Annotated in this window: 18 protein-coding genes; 3 read left to right on the top strand and 15 right to left on the bottom strand. The window is 65.6% G+C overall.

Annotated elements, in window-relative coordinates; genetic code table 11:
- Positions 1-116: 116 nt before the first annotated feature.
- Positions 117-386 (top strand): hypothetical protein, encoded by a 270-nt coding sequence (locus tag R4P57_RS20425; RefSeq protein WP_317804655.1) that lies wholly within the window; start codon positions 117-119, stop codon positions 384-386.
- Here the strand turns inward: R4P57_RS20425 and dnaE are convergent.
- The 4 genes from dnaE to lspA form a co-directional block, all read right to left on the bottom strand.
- Complete coding sequence (gene dnaE / locus R4P57_RS20420; protein WP_317804654.1) at positions 357-3,893, bottom strand: DNA polymerase III subunit alpha; 3,537 nt, start codon at positions 3,891-3,893, stop codon at positions 357-359. The genes R4P57_RS20425 and dnaE overlap by 30 nt on opposite strands.
- A gap of 147 nt (positions 3,894-4,040) precedes the next feature.
- On the bottom strand, positions 4,041-4,706 hold the full coding sequence (locus R4P57_RS20415; protein ID WP_317804769.1) for a hypothetical protein: 666 nt from the start codon (positions 4,704-4,706) through the stop codon (positions 4,041-4,043).
- Complete coding sequence (locus R4P57_RS20410; RefSeq protein ID WP_317804653.1) at positions 4,706-5,632, bottom strand: RluA family pseudouridine synthase; 927 nt, start codon at positions 5,630-5,632, stop codon at positions 4,706-4,708. Before R4P57_RS20410 ends, R4P57_RS20415 begins: the two co-directional genes overlap by 1 nt.
- The gene (gene lspA, locus R4P57_RS20405; RefSeq protein WP_411742400.1) at positions 5,629-6,261 is read right to left on the bottom strand and encodes a signal peptidase II; all 633 of its coding nucleotides are present in this window, start codon (positions 6,259-6,261) and stop codon (positions 5,629-5,631) included. The genes R4P57_RS20410 and lspA overlap by 4 nt, the downstream gene beginning before the upstream one ends.
- 89 nt (positions 6,262-6,350) lie before the next feature.
- Here lspA and R4P57_RS20400 point away from each other — a divergent pair, with 89 nt between their 5' ends.
- Positions 6,351-7,328, top strand: a complete 978-nt coding sequence (locus R4P57_RS20400) for a hypothetical protein (protein WP_317804652.1) — start codon at positions 6,351-6,353, stop codon at positions 7,326-7,328.
- Positions 7,325-8,068: a hypothetical protein gene (locus R4P57_RS20395; RefSeq protein WP_317804651.1), complete on the top strand. Its 744-nt coding sequence runs from the start codon at positions 7,325-7,327 to the stop codon at positions 8,066-8,068. The genes R4P57_RS20400 and R4P57_RS20395 overlap by 4 nt, the downstream gene beginning before the upstream one ends.
- Before the next feature lie 97 nt (positions 8,069-8,165).
- Here R4P57_RS20395 and R4P57_RS20390 read toward each other — a convergent pair whose 3' ends face one another.
- From R4P57_RS20390 to ftsZ, 11 genes are all read right to left on the bottom strand, one after another.
- Positions 8,166-8,651, bottom strand: a complete 486-nt coding sequence (locus tag R4P57_RS20390) for a hypothetical protein (RefSeq protein ID WP_317804767.1) — start codon at positions 8,649-8,651, stop codon at positions 8,166-8,168.
- 198 nt (positions 8,652-8,849) lie between these two features.
- Positions 8,850-10,166 carry a DNA polymerase IV gene (locus tag R4P57_RS20385; RefSeq protein ID WP_411742405.1) on the bottom strand — a complete coding sequence of 439 codons (1,317 nt, stop codon included), beginning with the start codon at positions 10,164-10,166 and terminating at the stop codon, positions 8,850-8,852.
- 47 nt (positions 10,167-10,213) lie between these two features.
- Entirely contained in the window at positions 10,214-10,864 is a 651-nt protein-coding gene (locus R4P57_RS20380; protein WP_317804650.1) for a peptide deformylase, read from the bottom strand.
- On the bottom strand, positions 10,861-13,998 hold the full coding sequence (gene ileS / locus R4P57_RS20375) for an isoleucine--tRNA ligase (protein ID WP_317804649.1): 3,138 nt from the start codon (positions 13,996-13,998) through the stop codon (positions 10,861-10,863). Before ileS ends, R4P57_RS20380 begins: the two co-directional genes overlap by 4 nt.
- 289 nt (positions 13,999-14,287) lie before the next feature.
- On the bottom strand, positions 14,288-14,464 hold the full coding sequence (locus tag R4P57_RS20370) for a hypothetical protein (protein WP_037192792.1): 177 nt from the start codon (positions 14,462-14,464) through the stop codon (positions 14,288-14,290).
- A gap of 81 nt (positions 14,465-14,545) precedes the next feature.
- On the bottom strand, positions 14,546-15,394 hold the full coding sequence (locus R4P57_RS20365) for a DivIVA domain-containing protein (RefSeq protein ID WP_317804648.1): 849 nt from the start codon (positions 15,392-15,394) through the stop codon (positions 14,546-14,548).
- Between the two features lie 160 nt (positions 15,395-15,554).
- A complete protein-coding gene (locus R4P57_RS20360; protein WP_032394379.1) occupies positions 15,555-15,842 on the bottom strand; it encodes a YggT family protein in 288 nt (95 codons plus the stop codon).
- Between the two features lie 82 nt (positions 15,843-15,924).
- Positions 15,925-16,572, bottom strand: a complete 648-nt coding sequence (locus tag R4P57_RS20355) for a cell division protein SepF (RefSeq protein ID WP_317804647.1) — start codon at positions 16,570-16,572, stop codon at positions 15,925-15,927.
- Positions 16,573-16,655: 83 nt separating this feature from the next.
- Complete coding sequence (locus R4P57_RS20350; RefSeq protein WP_317804646.1) at positions 16,656-17,411, bottom strand: YggS family pyridoxal phosphate-dependent enzyme; 756 nt, start codon at positions 17,409-17,411, stop codon at positions 16,656-16,658.
- A gap of 19 nt (positions 17,412-17,430) precedes the next feature.
- A complete protein-coding gene (gene pgeF, locus R4P57_RS20345; RefSeq protein WP_317804645.1) occupies positions 17,431-18,198 on the bottom strand; it encodes a peptidoglycan editing factor PgeF in 768 nt (255 codons plus the stop codon).
- On the bottom strand, positions 18,195-19,469 hold the full coding sequence (gene ftsZ, locus R4P57_RS20340; RefSeq protein WP_317804644.1) for a cell division protein FtsZ: 1,275 nt from the start codon (positions 19,467-19,469) through the stop codon (positions 18,195-18,197). Before ftsZ ends, pgeF begins: the two co-directional genes overlap by 4 nt.
- Between the last annotated feature and the right edge of the window lie 12 nt (positions 19,470-19,481).

Here is a 19,481-nt window from a genome sequence, read left to right as displayed (position 1 = left end):
CGACGACATTACCAGGCCTGGACCCCAAGTTCGGTGGACCGAATTTTTTGCCGGGTATAGTCTGAACTTCCCGCAGCGGATACCCGAACCTGCCGGTGTCACCAGAGGAGAACGCGATGACCTACACGAGTACCCAGGTGAGCCGTCGACCCGCTGCTGCCCTCCGTACCGCGGACGTGGCAGGCATCGCGTGGCCCATGTACAAGCTCGAAGCCCTCGCACTCGGATTGCTGGTGTTCGCCGCGACCCTCGTCGTTGCCGGCTCCCTGCAGGTAGCAGTGCTGGCCGGCGCAGCGGTCGCCGTCGTCGCCTGGTGGACACTGCGCCTGACCGAGCTGGGTTCGATCCGTCCGGCGTCAGCCCGTCAGGCAGCCCGGCCCCAGTAGCGCTTTCAGGTCTCCCATCAACGCCGATGTCGGCGTGACGCGCAGACTGTCGTCCAGCTTCATCGTGGTGATCTTGTCGCCACTGACCAACCGCAGGTGCACATCCGAGGTTCCCGGGTGGCTCGACAACACCCGCTTGAGGGCACCGACCTTGTCCGCCGTGCACAACCGAGTCGGCAGGCTCACCGCGAGTGGCTTGTCGATGCCGATCGCGGACAGGTCGGGTACCGCAAGATCGTTGGCGATCAACGAGATTCGATCGTCGCGCACCGATACGCGGCCCTTGACCAGCACGACGGAGTCCTCGGTGACATCGGCACCGAACACCGAGTACGCCTGCGGGAAGAACAGCACCTCGATACCACCGGCCAGGTCCTCGAGCTGAGCCGACGCCCACGTCAGGCCGTTCTTGTTGATCCGACGATTCACCGAGGCCAGAATGCCGCCGACGGTGACCTGAGTGCCGTCCTTGATGTCACCCTCGAGGATGGTGGGGATGTTGCAGTCGGACTTCGCGGCCAACATGTGCTCGACGCCCAGGAGCGGGTGGCCCGAGACGTAGAGGCCCAGCATCTCGCGTTCGAGGGCGAGCCGATGCTTGGATTCCCACTCCTCGTCCGGTACGCGGACGTTGAACACCGCGGAAATGGACTCGTCGGCATCCTCGCCGCCGAACAGGTCGAACTGACCGATCGCCTCGGCCTTCTTGGTGCCCATCACCGCATCGATCGCGTCGGCGTGGATGAGCATCAGGCCCTTGCGCGGATGATCGAGCGAGTCGAAAGCGCCTGCCTTGATGAGGGATTCGGTGACCTTCTTGCTGCACGCGATGGCGTCGATCTTGCCGAGGTAGTCGGAGAAGTCGGTGTACTTCGACTTCTCCGATCGCGCCCTGATGATCGACGCGACCACATTGGTACCGACGTTGCGGACAGCGCCGAGACCGAACCGGATGTCCTTGCCCACCGACGCGAAGTTCAGTTCGGATTCGTTGACGTCCGGTGGCAGCACCGTGATGCCGAGCTTGCGACAGTCGGCGAGGTAGATCGCGGCCTTGTCCTTGTCGTCGCCGACGCTGGTGAGCAGGCCGGCCATGTACTCGGCCGGGTAGTTGGCCTTGAGGTATGCCGTCCAGTACGACACCAGGCCGTAGCCCGCGGAGTGAGACTTGTTGAACGCGTAGCCCGCGAAGGGCAGCACGGTGTCCCACAGCGCCTTGATGGCCGCCTCGGAGAAGTCGTTGTCCAACATGCCCTGTCGGAACCCGGCGTAGGCCTTCTCCAGCTCGGAGAGCTTCTTCTTGCCCATGGCACGACGCAGTAGGTCGGCCTGGCCGAGGGTGTATCCGGCCACCTTCTGCGCCAGCTGCATGATCTGCTCCTGGTAGACCACCAGGCCGTACGTCTCGCCGAGAATCACCTTGAGCGGCTCTTCGAGCTCCGGGTGAATCGGCTTGACCTCTTGCCTCCCGTTCTTGCGGTCGGCGTAATCGTTGTGCGAGTTCATGCCCATCGGACCCGGCCGATACAGGGCCAGGACGGCGACGATGTCCTCGAAGCCTGTGGGCTGCATACGGCGGAGCAGATCGCGCATGGCGCTGCCGTCGAGCTGGAAGACGCCGAGAGTGTCTCCGCGAGAAAGCAAGTCGAAGGTCGCCGGATCGTCGAGCGGGAGAGCGTCGAGATCGATCTCGATGCCGCGGTTGGCCTTGATGTTGTCGATGGCGTCGCCGATGACGGTGAGGTTGCGCAGTCCGAGGAAGTCCATCTTGAGCAGACCGATGGCCTCGCACGACGGGTAGTCCCAGCCGGTGATGATCGCGCCGTCCTGCGCGCGTTTCCACACCGGAATGGCATCGGTGAGCGGCTCGGAGGACATGATGACGGCGCAGGCGTGCACACCCGCGTTACGGATCAGGCCTTCGAGGCCCTTCGCCGTCTTGTAGATGGTGGCGACATCGGGATTCGAGTCGATGAGCGCTCGAACCTCGACGGCCTCCTTGTAGCGCTCGTGCGCTGGATCGGTGATTCCCGCGACCGAGATGTCCTTGGCCATGATGGGCGGCGGCAGCGCCTTGGTGATCTGATCGGCGATACCGAACCCGGGCTGGCCGAACTGCACACGTGCGGAGTCCTTGATGGCAGCCTTGGTCTTGATGGTGCCGAACGTGATCACCTGGGCCACTCGATCGCTGCCCCACTTCTCGGTGGCGTAGCGGACCATCTCACCGCGGCGACGATCGTCGAAGTCGATATCGATATCGGGCATCGACACGCGCTCGGGGTTGAGGAATCGCTCGAACAGCAGACCGTGCGGCAGCGGATCGATGTTGGTGATGCCCATGGCGTAGGCGACCAGCGACCCGGCAGCAGAGCCTCGGCCCGGTCCCACGCGGATGCCGACGGCCTTGGCATGGTTGATCAAGTCGCCGACCACGAGGAAGTAGGCCGGGAAGCCCATTTCGAGGATGACCTTGATCTCGTATTCGGCCCGCGCGAGGTAGTCCTCGGCCGGGCCGTCGGGGAAACGACGCTCGAGGCCGGTCATGACCTCGTGGCGCAGCCAGGTGCCCTGGGTGTAGCCCTCGGGCACGGGGAAGATCGGCATCCGGTCGCGGTGCGCCCACACCTCGTCGTAGGGCTGCACTCGCTCGGCGATGAGCAGAGTGCTGTCGCAGGCACCGGGCACCTGATCGTCCCAGAGCTCGCGCATCTCCGCTGCGGACTTCAGGTAGTAGCCGTCACCGTCGAACTTGAAGCGAGTGGGATCGCTGAGCGTCTTACCGGTCTGGATACACAGCAGCGCCTCGTGGTTCTCGGCGGCGTCCTTGGTGACGTAGTGGCAGTCGTTGGTGGCCAGCGGCGGAATCGAGAGCTTCTTGCCGATGTCGAGCAGGCCTTCGCGGACACGCCGCTCGATGGACAGGCCGTGATCCATCAGTTCGAGAAAGAAGTTCTCCGGGCCCCAGATCTCGCGCCACTTGGCGGCGGCCTCGAGCGCCTCACGCTCCTGGCCGAGTCGCAACCGAGTCTGTACCTCGCCCGACGGGCAGCCGGTGGTGGCGATGATGCCCTCGGCGTGCGAGGCGATGATCTCCTCGTCCATCCGGGCCCACTTGCCCAGCTGACCCTCGATGGAGGCGAGGGAGGACAGCTTGAACAGGTTGCGGACTCCGGTGGCGTTCTCGGCGACCATCGTCATGTGCGTGTACGCACCACTACCGGAGACGTCGTCGGACTTCTGGCTGCGGTCACCCCACAGCACGCGCTTCTTGTTGAACCGGGACTCCGGGGCGATGTAGGCCTCGATGCCGATGATCGGCTTGATCCCGGCCTTCTTGGCCTCGTTGTAGAACTCACTGGCCCCGTACATGTTGCCGTGGTCGGTCATGCCGACTGCCGTCATCTCCAACCGCGCCGCCTCGGCGAACATCGCCCCGATCTTGGCGGCACCGTCGAGCATCGAATATTCGGTGTGGTTGTGCAGATGAACGAACGAATCGGCCACGAAGGTTCTCTCCTGAAGGTCGTGCGCTATCGAAATTACGAGCCGCGAATGCACTCACTCTAAGCGGTGGAACCGACAGATTTTTCGTAGCAGCCGGTGTGTCCTGGGAGGACGTGACAGGTGTGACGGATGCGACGTGAGTTCCCCTCATTCGGTCGGTACGGGACCGTCGTCCGGCAACGGTGCGACGACGTCGACGTACTCCGGCAGGAGCGGCTCGACCGCGAACTTGCCGGACACTGCATCCGGCGGAAGCGCCTGCACCGCTCGCACATCGGCACGGCCGGCCAGCTCGGTCATTTCGGCAGGGGTCCCGCGCACCACCACTGTCACCACACACGCACACCCGTCGAGCAGACGTTGCTGCGACACTGCGGCGATCTGCGCCTGCCGATCCCCCGCCCCGAACGATTCCTCCGCCAGGCTCGCCGCACGCGCGGTCGAATTCAGGACCGAGCGTTCGCTGCCCGGCACGCCGACGGTGAGAATGGGAGTTTGTACGCGATCGAGCGGAACACGCAGGAGCACCTGCGAAATCCGGACTCCGTCGGCGACGGCGTAGGCCTGTTCGACGGTGAGTTCGCGATCGAACGATACCGAGCCCCATCGAGGTTCGGCGTTGTCGCTCCGCAGGCTCGCCTCGGCGCGGGCCAGATAATCGGTCACCTGCTCGCCGCTCTCCGGGCCGAGCCGGTCGGTGCTCACGCTCAGCTGTCGTACCGGATTCAGGTACCCGACCACTGCGAGCGCCCCGATCACGAGTGCAGCGACAACGACGCCGCCGAGCACACCGGAGACTCCCCTGGTGCGCATCACGCCTTCCGAAGCACCTCGAGTGCGTGCTCGAGGTCGGCCGGATACTTGCTCTCGATCTCGACCCAGCGGCCGTCGGACGGATGCGCGAAGCCGAGCGACCGTGCGTGCAGCCACTGTCGTTCCAGGCCCAACCGTTCGGCCAGCCGCGGATCGGCGCCGTAGGTCAGATCGCCGCAGCACGGATGCCGCAGAGCCGAGAAGTGCACCCGAATCTGATGCGTGCGACCGGTTTCCAAGTGCACGTCCAGCAGGCTCGCGGCCTGGAACGCCTCCACCGTGTCGTAATGGGTGACGCTGGGCTTGCCGTCGGCACGGACGGCGAACTTCCAGTCGTTGCTGCAGTGTCGACCGATCGGAGCATCGATCGTTCCACTGCTCGGATCCGGGTGGCCCTGTACCAGTGCGTGGTAACGCTTGTCGATGGTCCGCGCCTTGAACGCCCGCTTGAGGACGGTGTACGCCCGCTCGGACGTGGCGACCACCATGACCCCGGACGTGCCGACGTCGAGGCGATGGACGATGCCCTGCCGCTCGTGCGCACCGGAGGTCGAAATCCGGAAACCGGCGGCCGCGAGTCCACCGATGACGGTGGGGCCGGTCCAGCCGACGCTGGCATGCGCGGCGACCCCGACGGGCTTGTCCACGGCCACGATGTCGTCGTCGGCATAGAGGATTTCCATCCCCTCGACCGGCTCCGCCTCGATCGTCAACTCTCGGGCAGGCTCGGGCAACGTCACTTCGAGCCACGAACCAGCGGCCAGCCGGTCGGATTTGCCGACGGCACCGTGATCGACCAGAACCGAGCCCTCCTCGGCCAGGGTCGCGGCGACGGTACGCGAGAGCCCGAGCAGCCGAGCGAGACCGGCGTCCACCCTCATTCCGTCCAGACCGTCGGGCACCGGCATCGAGCGCGATTCCCTCACTTGTCGGCCTCGCCTGCGGCGTCGGAACTCGACTTGGTGGCCCGTTCGCCGTTCGGCTCGAACCCGAACAGGCTCAGGACGACGAGCAGGATCGCACCACAGACGATGGACGAGTCGGCAACGTTGAACACCGGCCACCAGCCCACCGACACGAAGTCGACGACGTGTCCCTGGAACGGCCCCGGTGCACGGAAGAAGCGGTCGATCAAGTTACCGAGTGCGCCGCCGAGGACCAGACCCAATCCCAGTGCCCACCACGGCGATCGCAGCGTCCGACCGATCTTGATCACTCCGATGACGACCGCGACGGCCACGACCGTGAGCAACCAGGTCATCCCGGTGGCCATGGAGAACGCTGCACCGGGGTTGCGTACCAGCCGCAACGTCACGACGTCTCCGAAAATCGCGATCGGATTGCCGGGCTTGACGTAGTGCACCACCACGATCTTGGTCACGAGGTCGAACAGCAGAATCACGGCCGCGATCGCGATCAGCAACCGCGTCCTGAGCGGCTTCGGAAGTCGATTCACGGCGCTCTCGGTATCGGTCACCTGCGAGTCCGCGGTCTCGTTCGGTGCCGGAACACTACTCGTCTCGGCTGGCGGATCGTCGGCGCGGTCTTCACTCACCTGTCCATCATGGCGTATGGACGGCGGCCGGTCCTCATCCGTGCCGCGCACCACCCGTCACTACGGGCGGTGTCAGTAGCCTGGTGCCCGTGAAGTCGACCTTTCGTATCCGCACCGTCCGCTCCGGCACCGTCCGCTCCGGTTTTCTCGCTGCCTGCTGCGCAGTGGCTCTCGTCGCCGGATGTTCGAGCACCGACACCGACACCGATCCCGCTCCCGAGCAGGCCGCGTCCTCGAACGAGGTGACGATCGCCGTGACGCCGACGACCACCACCGTCGTCGACCCCGGCGCCGAGCCGCGGCGCGTGCTGGCTTTCGACACCTCCGACTCGGACGAGCAGAACGTCGACCTCACCACCACCTCCACCGTCTCGCAGCAGATCAACAACGATGCTCCGCAGGACTTCTCCAGCCCCGAACTGACTGTGCCCCTGTCCGCATCGACGTCCGACGCCGTCCCGGACGACGACGCCGCGACCGGCGCGACACGCTCCGTCGAGCTGACGATCGGAGCTGCGACGTCACCCGACGAGGGACTGACCGACGCACTCTCCGCGTCCGAGAGCTCGACGGCGCGGCTGGCGACCACCGACTCGGGAGCGATCACCGCACTGCACATCACCCCCGCCGACGCCGCGCTCGATACCGCCCGCGCGGCGATCGAACGCTCGTTGAACGCAGCGGTGTACCGCTCCGTCGACTTCCCCGACGCAGAGGTGGGAGTGGGCGCGGTATGGACCGTGGAACAGCAGGTACTGAGCGGCATCACGTTGAACCAGCGCACCACGGTCACGCTGCGAGCACTCGACGGTGACCGCGCGACTCTGGACGTCGCGATCACCCAGACGCCCGAATCGACGACATGGAACCTGCCCGACGATTCCGGCACGCTGAACATCGCGACGTACACCTTCACCGGCTCGGGAACGCTCGAGGTCGATCTGACCCGACCACTTCCTGTCGGCGGGTCGATCACCGCAGGTGGCGAGCAGATGTACACCGACCCCGACAGCACGACGGTATTGCGCCAGACCGTCGGAGACTCGATCACCTGGGCTGCCCGATGACGGCGCGGACCACGACGCAGTTGCTGGCGGCGCTCTCGCTCGTCGGCGTTGCCGCGGCCGGGTGCGGCGCGGACGAACCTGCCTCGACCCCTGCACCCGCGCCAAGCTCCGTCGCCGCGCCCGATCCCCTGCTCGGTGCCCCCATCACCGACTCCGGCGTCCTGGCCGCAGCGATGTTGGGTCTCGGCGACCTCCCGGACGGGTTCTCCTCGATCCCCGACCCGGTCCAGGATCTGGGACTCGACCCGGCTCCCGAGTACGACTCCCCCGACAAGTCCGGTACCGACCCGGCCGAGTGCGCCGCGGTCCTGGCACCGACGTCGGAACAGCAGGGCGGTGCGGCGTCGAACGCGGTCGCCCGCTTCTCGGGACCGAACTTCTCGTCGATCGACGAGGATGCGGCCAGCTACCCCGATACGGGCACGGCCGAGGCCTTCACTGCGGTTCAGCAGGCATGGGCCGGATGCACGGCGTTCAGCGGCACGGATGCGGACGGGGTGAGCGTCGACTACGCGTTGGCAGGCCGGGAGCAGTCGTCGGTCGGCGATGCATCGGCCTCGGTTCGCCTGACCACCAGCAGCGAAGGGTTCACCTTGATCTCCGATGTGGTGGTGGCCGTGGTCGACTCGACCGTCGTCCAGATCGTCGTCTCGGATCAGCGCGGCCTCGAACCCGAGACCGTCACCGCTGTCGCCGAGGCCGCCGTCGAGCGCATTCGATCGGTGACACCCAGCATGTGAATCGGGCCGGTCGGCCGACGAAAACTGCCGGTGACACATCCCCGAGGGGACATGTCACCGGCAGTTCGTCATGTCGGTCAGAGACGATCGGCAGGACTCAGGGTGCGGGGCACGCCGGGCTGGTCAGCTGCGCGAGCGAAACGATGCCGCAGGCGTTGTCCTTCGACAGCTTCCAGACGCCGTCCTCGGGGACGAACTGGAAGGTGCCGGGGTTGGCCTGACCGTTGAGCGTGATCGTGATGCCGGCGTTGAGGACTCCGGTACCGAGATCGTCGATGCTGGTGATCTCGATCTGCGCGTTGTTGGCCACAGCAGCGGCAGCGACCTGGTTGATCAGATCCGGGTCCTCGGCCGCGCCCTGGATCAGAGCCGCCTTCTCCTCGACCGGAACGTTGGGATCGAGTCCGCGCATGAGCTGAGTGTTGAGTTCCTCGACCGTGGGTGCCGGCGGGTACGCGGCATTCTCGGTCGGGGTCGATGCCGTCGTGGTGGCAGCGGTCGTCGTGGTGGCCGTCGTGTCACCCTCGTCGGAGCTGCAGGCGGTCATGGTGAGCGCTGCGGCGATGGCGATGCCGGCAACCATTGCCCGTCGGGTGTTGCGAAGCTTCAAGTGCTTGTCCTTTTCACTCTGAGTCACGTCTCGATCGTTCTGTGACTCGTCGGTCGTCTGGGTAGTGGTCGTCTCGGACCGGAGTCCACTATGTCAGCTCGGATCGGTCGAGTCACAACCCGCGACCCCTACCTGTGAAACCTCACAGAGTTTCCTCAGCGATGCCACAACTCACGTCAGGCTGTCGAGAACGTCGGCAACGACCAGGTTCTCGTCCGATTCGGCGAAGGTGCGCGCGATTCCAGGCCCGCTGGTTCGGGTCTCGAATCGGACGGTCACCACCGAGTGACCGGCCCCTTGAACCCAGCCGTGACCGAAGTCGGGATGCCGGACGTCCATACCCGGTTGCCACCGCGGGCCTTCCGGAACGACGACATCCGCGGCGGCCTCGATCGGGGCGGGCGACTCCTCGGTCGCATCGGCGACCGGCTCGTACTCCAGTTCGGGAAACAGCGATCCCTGGCGCACGGCCGACAGCCCGGCCAGTCCGACCCCGACCAGCCTGATCGGACCGACGTCGACCGGATCGACGGCAAGTCGCTGGGCCGTGGCCACGATGGTCTGCTTGTCCACCGTCGCGTACGGCAACGTTGCCGATCGGGTGATGATGCTCATGTCGGACTTTCGCAGCTTGAGCACCACCGTCCTGGCACCCCGGCCGTCCTTCAGCAACCGGCGATGCGTCGAGTCGACGATGGACTCGATGGCCGGGCGGAGCTGAGCAAGGGAGATCAGGTCCTGTGCGAACGTCGTCTCGGCGCTGACCTGTTTGGCCTCGGCCCGCTCGGCCACGACACGATTGTCGATTCCGCGTGCGAGCTGATGCAGGCTCGGCCCCATCGTGGCCCCGAGAATCGACGCCACCTCGGACTCGGGCGTGGCCACGAACTTACCGATGGTGTCGATGCCCAAGCGTCGCAAACGCTCGCCGGCCACCGGTCCGATCCCCCACAGTTTCCGCACCGGAAGAGCCGCCATCAGCTCGGCCTGGATTCCCGGAGCGACGACGGTGATGCCGTCGGGTTTGGCCAGTCCCGACGCGATCTTGGCGATCTGTTTTCCGGACCCGGCACCGATCGAGGCGACCAGCCCGGTCTGGGCGAGTATCAACGCGCGTAGGCCCGCGCAGAACTGCTCGACCTCGTGCACCGTCGCTCCGGCGAGTTCGAGCGGCTCACCGAACGCCTCGTCGATCGAGAGTTGTTCCAGGACGGGCATGGGTCCCCGTAGTGCCTCGAAGGCTCGTCGGCTCAGCTCCGAGTAGAGAACGAACCGCGGCGGCAACACCACGGCCCCGGCTCCCACGAGTCGGCGAGCCTGATGCATCGGCATGGCCGAACGCGCCCCGAACGCACGGGCCTGGTAACTGCATCCGGCCACCACTCCCCGCCCGCCCGCGCCGCCGACGAGAACCGGGCGACCCCGCAACGTGGGGCGAGTCAGCTGTTCGGCGGAGGCGAAGAACGCGTCCATGTCCAGATGCAGCACCCAACGACGACTCCGCAGGGTGTCGTCGGTGATATCGGGCACGGTCGTCAACGACGGTCGTCGGTGGCGAATCCGAGAGCCCGTGAGGCGCGCTCGGGTGTCGGATCAGACCACAGCTCGCCGTACACCTCGCTCGTCGTCAGCGATCGCATGTGCGCAGTGTCGATGTACAGGGTGCCGTGAAGATGATCGGTCTCGTGGGCCACGATCCTGGCCGGCCAGCCACGCATCACCTCGTCGATCTCGCGGCCGGTCTCGTCGGTGCACTCGAGCCGCACCTCGGCCGCTCGCGTCACGACGGCCTGATACCCGGGAACACTGAGGCAACCCTCGTAGAAGCCGGCAGTCCGCGCTCCGACAGGGGTGTACCGGGGATTGACCAGTACGCGGAACGGAAGCGGCGTGCGCTCCCGGACCCGGGCGACATCCGCTCCGACGTCGCAGCGATCCTCGATCACCGCGATCTGCAGCGGGATTCCGATCTGCGGAGCGGCCAGACCGACACCGGGCGCGTCGTGCATGGTCGCGCGCATCACCTCGATCAACTCCGCGAACGTCTCGGAGCCGAGCTGACCGGAATACCGCGCAGCCCCGGACCGCAGAACCGGGTCACCCGCGGCGACGATGGGCACCACGCCGCCGCGAGCTTCGGCGAGAAGCTCACGGACGGCGTCGACCGATACGTCGCCATTCATCATGACGACTTGGTGATCGCTGCCCGCACTCCCTCACCGAGATCGCTGCCGTCGTCCCCGACGCGTCCGTCGACGAGCGAGAGCGCGAGCACCTCGCCTGCGATCAGATCGCGATGGGTGTCGAGCCACGCCTGTCGGTGTTCGGGCACCTCGATGACGATGTCGATGCGGTCCGAGACGTCGAATCCGTGATTACGACGCGCGTCCTGCAGTTCGCGGATGCGGTCCTTGGCCCAGCCCTCCGCTTCGAGCTCCTCGGTGACGGCGGAATCGAGCACGACCAGTCCGGCGTTTCCGGGCAGCGGCGCTGTCGATTCGGGCTCGGCGGCAACGAGTTTGCGTGTGTACTCCTCCGGCAGCAACGCGATGCCTGCGGCGCTCACCACTCCGTCGGCGTCCTCGGACCAATCGCCTGCCTTGACGGCCTTGATGACCGTCTGGACGTCCTTGCCGATACGCGGCCCCGCAGCACGGGCGTTGACGACGAGCTCGAACTTTCCGTGTACGGCAACGTCTTCGGTCAGATCGACCTTCTTGACGTTGACCTCGTCGGAGATGATGTCGACGAACGGGCGCAGGCGCTCCGCATCGGCGGCCGCGACCGTCACCTCGGGCAGCGGCAACCGCACGCGCAGGTTCTGTGCCTTGCGCAGACCCAGCACCGTGGAGCACACGGTGCGGACCTCGTCCATGCTCTCGACCAGTTCGGGATCCGACGGCAGTTCGCCTGCCTCGGGCCAGTCGGTCAGGTGCACCGAGCGTCCACCGGTCAATCCACGCCACACCACTTCGCTGATCAGCGGCAACAGCGGGGCGGCGATGCGAGTGAGCACCTCGAGCACGGTGTGCAGGGTGTCGATCGCGTCGGCGTCCTCGCTCCAGAACCGCGAACGCGACCGTCGCACATACCAATTGGTCAACGCATCGCAGAACGTGCGCAGCTCGTCGCAGGCACCGGCGATGTCGTTGCCCTCGAGCGCATCGGTGATGGCATCGCGGGTGGCCGACAGCTTCGCCAACACGTAACGATCGAGCACGTTCGGCGAATCGGTTCGCCACTGCCCGGGCGTCGACGCGTAGAGCTGCAGGAAGCTCCACGCATTCCAGATCGGCAGCAACGCCTGGCGAACGCCCTCGCGGATGCCCTGCTCGGTGACGATGAGGTTGCCGCCGCGCAGGATCGGTGAGGACATCAGGAACCAGCGCATGGCGTCGGAGCCGTCGCGGTCGAAGACCTCCTTGACGTCCGGGTAGTTGCCCTTGGACTTGCTCATCTTCAGGCCGTCGTCACCGAGCACGATGCCGTGTGCGGCAACGGTCTTGAACGCCGGGCGGTCGAACAGCGCAGTCGCGAGCACGTGCAGGGTGTAGAACCACCCGCGCGTCTGCCCGTTGTACTCGACGATGAAATCGCCCGGGTTGTGCGTGGAGAACCACTCCTCGTTCTCGAACGGAAAGTGCACCTGCGCATACGGCATCGAGCCGGATTCGAACCAGCAGTCCAACACCTCGGGGACGCGGCGCATCGTCGACTTGCCGGTCGGATCGTCCGGGTTGGGCCGGGTCAAATCGTCGATGTAGGGGCGGTGCAGATCAGTCGGTCGCACGCCGAAATCACGCTCGAGCTCGTCCAGGCTGCCGTACACGTCTAGGCGCGGGTAGGCCGGGTCGTCAGAAGTCCACGCCGGAATCGGGCTGCCCCAGTACCGGTTTCGGCTGATGTTCCAATCGCGTGCACCTTCGAGCCACTTGCCGAACTGGCCGTCCTTGATGTGCTCGGGAACCCAGGTGATCTCCTGGTTCAACTCGACCATGCGATCACGGAACTTGGTGACCGCGACGAACCACGACGGCACCGCCATGTAGATCAGTGGCTGACCACTGCGCCAGCTGTGCGGGTACGAATGCTCGATGGTCTCGTGCCGCAGCAACCGACCCGAGGCCTTGAGGTCCTTGATGATCACCGGATTGGCGTCGAACACCATCAGGCCCTCGTACGGCGGCACCAGCGAGGTGAACTTGCCGCCCGCATCGAGCGGCTGCACCACCTCGATTCCGTTCGCGGTGGCGACGTCCATGTCCTCTTCACCGAAAGCCGGTGCGAGATGGACGATTCCGGTACCCGAATCGGTGGTGACATAGTCGGCCTGCAGCACGCGGTGTGCGTTCTCGTGGCCGAGGAAGAACTCATACGGCGGCGTGTACGCGAGCCCGACCAATTCCGCACCGGTGTGCTCCGAGAGCACCTCCGGATCTTCCCCGAGCTCCTTCGCATAATGCGAGAGTCGCAGCGCGGCAAGCACGTAACGCTCGCCGTCTGTTCCTCGCACCTGCACGTACTGCACCTCGGGGTGCACCGCGATCGCCAGGTTCGACGGCAGGGTCCACGGCGTGGTGGTCCAGATCAGCGCGTTCGCGCCGTCCAGGGGCGAGCCGGGGGCCGTCAACGGCATCGTGACGGTAACCGCGGGATCCTGACGCATCTTGTACGCGTCGTCCAGGCGGGTCTCCTGATTGGACAAGGGCGTCTGCTCGTACCAGCTGTACGGCAGCACCCGGTATCCCTGGTAGATCAGGCCCTTGTCGTGCAGCGTCTTGAACGCCCACATGACCGACTCCATGAAGTCGACGTCGAGGGTCTTGTAGTCGTTGTCGAAGTCGACCCACCGCGCCTGCCGGGTGACGTAGTCCCGCCACTCATCGGTGTACTGAAGTACCGACTGCTTGCAGTAGGCGTTGAACTTCGCCAGGCCCATCTCGTCGATCTCGGACTTGTCCTTGATACCGAGCTGCTTCTCCGCTTCCAGCTCTGCGGGCAGACCATGGCAATCCCAGCCGAAGCGACGCTCGACCTTCTTGCCCCGCATCGTCTGGAAGCGCGGGACGAGGTCCTTGACGTAGCCGGTGAGCAGATGGCCGTAGTGCGGCAGACCGTTGGCGAAGGGTGGGCCGTCGTAGAAGACGAACTCCTCGGCATCTGCTCGATTGTCGATGCTGGCTCGAAAGGTGCCGTCCTCTGCCCACTCGTGCAGAACGATGCGCTCGAGATCCGGGAACGGGACGCTGCCCGAACGGCCCTCGGCCAGGTCGACCAACGGGTACGACCCCGAGTTCGGACGTGCTGTCGCATCTGTCATGTCATGTCTCCTCCGTGCCGGCCGCGTACGAGACGCTGCGCAAAGTTGGCACGGGGACGACATCCGGGCGATCCGTTCACCCGATACCGCGGTACCACCCCGCTTGCACGCTCTCGACGACCCTGCGTCGGAGTGCGCCACTCCTGATGAGCTGTGACGGGCTCACCCGTTCGGTTCTACTGAACGCCGTTCCGAAGCACCTGGGCGCTTCGTGCCGTCGTCGTTCTTCCGAAAGCTCCCCGGTGATGGCCGGATCGACGCCTGAAATCTGACTGCCTGGGTCGTGATGTTACCTGTCGAGCTCGGACGGAGGCCGTCGGCCCGTGAGCGCTCCGACCAGTAGTAGCACTGCACCCACGATACAAACGACGATGCAGGCCCACGCCCAGACGACGGACCCCGTCATCAGGGCGAGAACCAGAAAGCCGAAGCCGATCGCTGCTGCGCCGAGAGTCAGGACCAACACACCGATTCCTCGCTCACCACTCGACGCGACAACTTGGTCCGACGCTGTCGAAATCGACAGCGTCGGAGGTCGGGTGGTGCGTCAGTTGCCCTTGGCGTACGACTGGCTGTACCCCGACGACTGGTTGTCCTGGTTGAAGTTGTCCTGCCCGTTGTCCACCGGCAGCGCCGAGGAACGGTTCTCGAGCTCTTCGAGCTGCGATTCGAGGTAGGACTTGAGCCGCACGCGGTACTCGCGCTCGAACGTCTTGAGCTGCTCGATGCGACCTTCGAGCACGGAACGCTGCTGGTTGATCGTCGCCATGATCTCGGTGTGCTTGCGCTCGGCGTCGGCCTGCAATGCGTCGGCCTTCTCCTTGGCCTGACGCAGCTGGGTCTCGGACCGTGTCTGCGCGTCGGACAACAGCGACTCGGACTTCTGCCGAGCCTCCGACATCATCGACTCGGAACGCGTACGTGCGTCCGACACCAAACGCTCGGCGTTGGTGCGCGCGTTGCCGAGCAGCTGCTCGGACTCCGACTTGGCATCACCGGTCAGACGATCGGCCATCTCCTGAGCAAGGCCCAAAATCTTGGCGGCCTGCATGTTGGAGTCGCCGCTCTGCTGCGGAGCTGCTGCAACGGGCGCGACCGGCGCGGGCTGCACGACGGGCGGTGGCTTGGGGGGATCCACCGGGCGCTGTGGCTCGGCCTTCGGTGCCGCGACCTGAGCCGGTTGCGGGTTCTGCCGCGCAGCGTTCTTGGCATCCGCAAGCTCCTGGTCGAGCTCACCGACCCGCTGGCGTAGGTCGGCGTTCTCTTCGATCAGTCGCGACAACTCTTGCTCGACGAGGTCGAGAAAAGCGTCGACCTCGTCTTCGTTGTAACCGCGCTTACCGATGGGCGGCTTGCTGAACGCAACATTGTGCACATCAGCTGGAGTCAGCGGCATGGAAGGATCCCTTCACGCGTCTTGGGGCGGTAGAGCAAGCATTCAGTTATATGCCATTCCGCGCGAGTGCAGAACAATCAAACTGTAACTGGCGTCCATTCTGTCACACAGGACACGCAGCATGCGCTGGGTCCCGCGTTCTAACATTTCGTCTGCAGCCTCAGGCCGCGAGACCGCTGGTCACATTCCACGCAATGAAGACGACGAACAACAGGACCATGATGGACAGGTCCAGTCGAACTCCACCCAGGTTGAGCGGCGGAATTATCTTCCGGAGGAACTTCACCGGCGGGTCGGTGACCGTGAAGATCGCCTCGAGCACGATGACGACCAACCCGGTCGGTTGCCAATCTCTCGCGAAAGTTCTGATGAACTCGACGATGATTCGACCGATGAGAAGGAGCCAAAAAAGAAACAATACGATGTTGATCACCGTGAACACGATCACGGCTATACTCTGCCTGACTTCGCCGGGCTGAGCAAAGCGCGCTGGTCACAGCCCCGAACTACCACCCCGAACAGCGAATCTCTCACTGCTGACTGTAGAAACCGGTCTCGGCGATTCGCCTGCGCTCCTGCGGCGAGACGTCGACGTCGGCAGGCGAGAGCAGGAAGACCTTCGTCGCCACCTTGTCGAAGGAACCGCGGAGTGCAAAAGCGAGCCCGGCAGCGAAATCGACCAGCCGCTTGGCGTCCGCGTTGCTCATCTCGACCAAGTCCATGATGACCGGGGTGCCGTCGCGGAAGCGCTCACCGATGGTGCGTGCCTCGCTGTAGTCACGCGGTCGCAGCGTGGTGATCTTCGAGAGCGGGCCGCCGTCGTCCACGATCGGGCTACGTCGGGTCTCTGCGCGCACGTCCATCCGAGTGTCCATGGCAAGCGCTCCTCGAGTTGCCGCCCCTCGCGTGGTCGGTGTCGCGCCACGTCCTCGTCCACCGATCGGCGCGAGCGTGGCCGCCGGACGGGGTGCCTCGTAATCGTCGTAGTCGTCCTCGACCTGTGAGTGCCGAGACCCACCGAAGGACGGCTTCACGAATTCACGCTCATCGATGTCGTCGTAGCTGTCGCGACCACCACGGGAGCTGCGTCGCGTGTCCGGATCGTCGAGGTAGTCGTCCTCGTAGTCGGCGAGCGGAACCATGCCGAAGTACGCCTTGAACTTGTGCAGGGTGCTCATCGTTCTGCCTTCCGTGGCGGTGTGTCTACTGTCCATCTCCAGGTTCGCAAGTGTCTGTTGTGACTGATGTGATCCATGGACTGTTATTGCGAGGTTATCGGCCGCGCGCCGAGTATTGCGGTACCGACACGCACGCACGTCGATCCGTGCCGCACAGCAGCTTCCAGGTCTCCGGTCATGCCCGCGGACAGCTCGAGCGCTCCGGGATGATCGGCCGACAGCCGACGGTGCAGACTCTCGAGGTCGGCGAATGCGGCGTCCGGATCGGCATCGAGCGGTGGCACCGCCATCAACCCCGCGAGACGCAACCCGGACGCATTCGACACCGCGTCCGCAAGCTCGTGTAGTTCGTCGCGTTCGACGCCTCCGCGATGCACATCCCCGTCGAGACTGACCTGAACGATCATGTCGAGTTCGGTCCGACGCACACCGTCGTCCAGGGCCGCGGTCGTCGCCTTCGACAGTGCAGCCACCAACCGCGCACTGTCCACGGAATGAATGGAGTGCGCCCATGCGGCCACCGACTTCGCCTTGTTTCGCTGCAGGTGTCCGATCATGTGCCACCGGGGCGGATCGCCGCTGAAATCGTCTGCCGTCTCGGCGACCTTCGGCGACGCGTCCTGCTCCCGGGACTCTCCGAAGTCGCGGCACCCGAGGTCGTACAGGATCCGCACATCCGAGGCGGGGAAGAACTTGGTCACCGGCATCAGAGTCACGTCGGCGGGCGACCGTCCCGCGTCGACACAGGCGACGTGCAACCGCTGGCGCACCGACGTCAACGCCGTCTCGATCTCTCGCGCCCGGTCCGTGCCCGACGCGCTGTCGGTGGGTTCGCTCATGACAACCTTCTCTGCCGATTCACCGATCGGCCGTTTCGGGCCGATCACCTGGGGACGTGCTGTCCATCCACACGACACTGGCAATTCGGCCGGTCGATCCTTCGCGACGGTGACTGAACAAGGCCCGGTCCTCGATGGTGCATCGCGGATCCTGAGCCACCCCCGACACTCCCGCAGCGAGCAGTTGAGCGCGGATACCGGCGGGAATGTCGAGCCCGGGCGTGTGGCGGACGGTCGTCGTCGCGCTGCCGGGGAGATGCTTGTCGACGTCCGCTCGCATGGACGCGGGTACCTCGTACTGGCGACCGCTCGCGGCCGGACCCAGAAATGCACCGATCCGCGCCGGGACCGCACCGAGCTCGACCATCGCGGCCAGCACGCGAGGAACGATCCCGATGCGAGCTCCGACCCGACCTGCGTGCACGGCGGCGATCACTCCGGCCTCCTCGTCGGAGAGCAGGACCGGCACGCAGTCGGCAGTCAACACCACCAAACCGAGATCACGTTGCGTCGTCACCAACGCATCGGTCATCGGCAGCGGCTCGGACACCGGACCGTCGACCACCGTGACGGTGCGTCCGTGGACCTGCTCCATGAAGACGAGCCGTTCGAGTCCCATGCCCAATCGATCGCCGAGGCGTCGACGGTTGGCCTCCACCGCAGCGGGGTCGTCACCGACGTGGTCGCCGAGATTGAACGTGTCGAACGGCGGTACCGAGACGCCGCCCGCCCGCGTCGTCGAGACGCGTCGGACACGAAACGGACCGGCGGATGCGGTGTCACTCACCGCCGCATGAAGGACGGCACATCGACTTCGTCTTCGCCCTCGTCCTCGGCGATCGGCACGCGACGGCCGGAACCGACGGACTCGCGGCCCTGACCGGCCGAGTCACGGCCGTAACCGGCTGCGGATTCGCGGCTCGACGATTCGCGGTTGGACGAGCTCGACGAGTTCAGCGGCGGCAGACTGCTACCACTCGGTGCGCCGACCGGGTCGCGGAACACAGCACCGTCGGAACTGTCGTTCGACCTGGAGGACACCTCGCCCGAGCGAGCCGATCCGATCGGGCCACGGGTGGAGGTGGCCGCTTCGACCGGACGCCGCGTCGGAGTTCCGCCGTCGAAGCCCGCGGCGATGACGGTCACCCGGACCTCGTCACCGAGCGAGTCGTCGATGACGGTGCCGAAGATGATGTTGGCGTCGATGTGTGCGGCTTCCTGCACCAGCGAGGCGGCCTCGTTGATCTCGAACAGGCCGAGATCGGATCCACCGGCGATGGAGAGCAGCACTCCGCGTGCACCTTCCATCGAGGCTTCGAGCAGCGGCGAGTTGATCGCCGATTCGGCTGCCTTGATGGCTCGACCCTCACCGCGTGAAGATCCGATGCCCATCAATGCACTGCCTGCGCCGGACATGACGCCCTTGACGTCGGCGAAGTCGACGTTGATCAGGCCGGGGGTGGTGATCAGGTCGGTGATGCCCTGGACGCCGTTGAGCAGTACCTCGTCGGCGCTGCGGAACGCGTCCATGAGGCTGACGGCGGCGTCCCCGAGCTGGAGCAGTCGGTCGTTGGGGATGACGATGAGCGTGTCGCAGGACTCACGGAGCTGCTGGATGCCGGTGTCGGCCTGTCCACCGCGCCGCTTGCCCTCGAACGAGAACGGCCGGGTGACGACACCGACGGTCAGCGCACCGAGCTTGCGAGCGATGTTGGCGACGACGGGAGCACCGCCGGTGCCGGTGCCGCCGCCCTCGCCTGCGGTGACGAACACCATGTCGGCACCCTTGAGTACCTCTTCGATCTCGTCCTTGTGATCGTCCGCTGCGCGGCGGCCGACCTCGGGATCGGCACCTGCGCCGAGTCCGCGGGTCAGTTCGCGGCCCACGTCGAGCTTGACGTCTGCGTCACTCATCAGCAAGGCCTGAGCGTCGGTGTTGACCGCGATGAACTCGACTCCCTTGAGTCCCTGTTCGATCATGCGGTTGACCGCGTTCACGCCGCCGCCGCCGATGCCGACGACCTTGATTACGGCGAGGTAGTTGTGCGGGGGCGTCATGGGCTCTCGCCT

Origin of the sequence: Rhodococcus sp. IEGM 1330, from assembly GCF_033142445.1 — a bacterium.
In the GTDB taxonomy this organism is placed as follows: Bacteria; Actinomycetota; Actinomycetes; order Mycobacteriales; family Mycobacteriaceae; genus Rhodococcoides.
The sequence above is the reverse complement of the archived record's forward strand: the minus strand, read 5'-3'. Positions and strand labels throughout refer to the sequence as shown.

Bases quoted from the DNA above. Each gene is read 5' to 3' on its own strand.
- R4P57_RS20425 (WP_317804655.1), top strand. From the start codon at position 117: ATGACCTACACGAGTACCCAGGTGAGCCGTCGACCCGCTGCTGCCCTC.
- R4P57_RS20415 (WP_317804769.1), bottom strand. From the start codon at position 4,706: ATGCGCACCAGGGGAGTCTCCGGTGTGCTCGGCGGCGTCGTTGTCGCT.
- R4P57_RS20395 (WP_317804651.1), top strand. From the start codon at position 7,325: ATGACGGCGCGGACCACGACGCAGTTGCTGGCGGCGCTCTCGCTCGTC.
- R4P57_RS20390 (WP_317804767.1), bottom strand. From the start codon at position 8,651: ATGGTTGCCGGCATCGCCATCGCCGCAGCGCTCACCATGACCGCCTGC.
- R4P57_RS20380 (WP_317804650.1), bottom strand. From the start codon at position 10,864: ATGATGAATGGCGACGTATCGGTCGACGCCGTCCGTGAGCTTCTCGCC.
- ileS (WP_317804649.1), bottom strand. From the start codon at position 13,998: ATGACAGATGCGACAGCACGTCCGAACTCGGGGTCGTACCCGTTGGTC.
- R4P57_RS20365 (WP_317804648.1), bottom strand. From the start codon at position 15,394: ATGCCGCTGACTCCAGCTGATGTGCACAATGTTGCGTTCAGCAAGCCG.
- R4P57_RS20355 (WP_317804647.1), bottom strand. From the start codon at position 16,572: ATGAGCACCCTGCACAAGTTCAAGGCGTACTTCGGCATGGTTCCGCTC.
- R4P57_RS20350 (WP_317804646.1), bottom strand. From the start codon at position 17,411: ATGAGCGAACCCACCGACAGCGCGTCGGGCACGGACCGGGCGCGAGAG.
- ftsZ (WP_317804644.1), bottom strand. From the start codon at position 19,469: ATGACGCCCCCGCACAACTACCTCGCCGTAATCAAGGTCGTCGGCATC.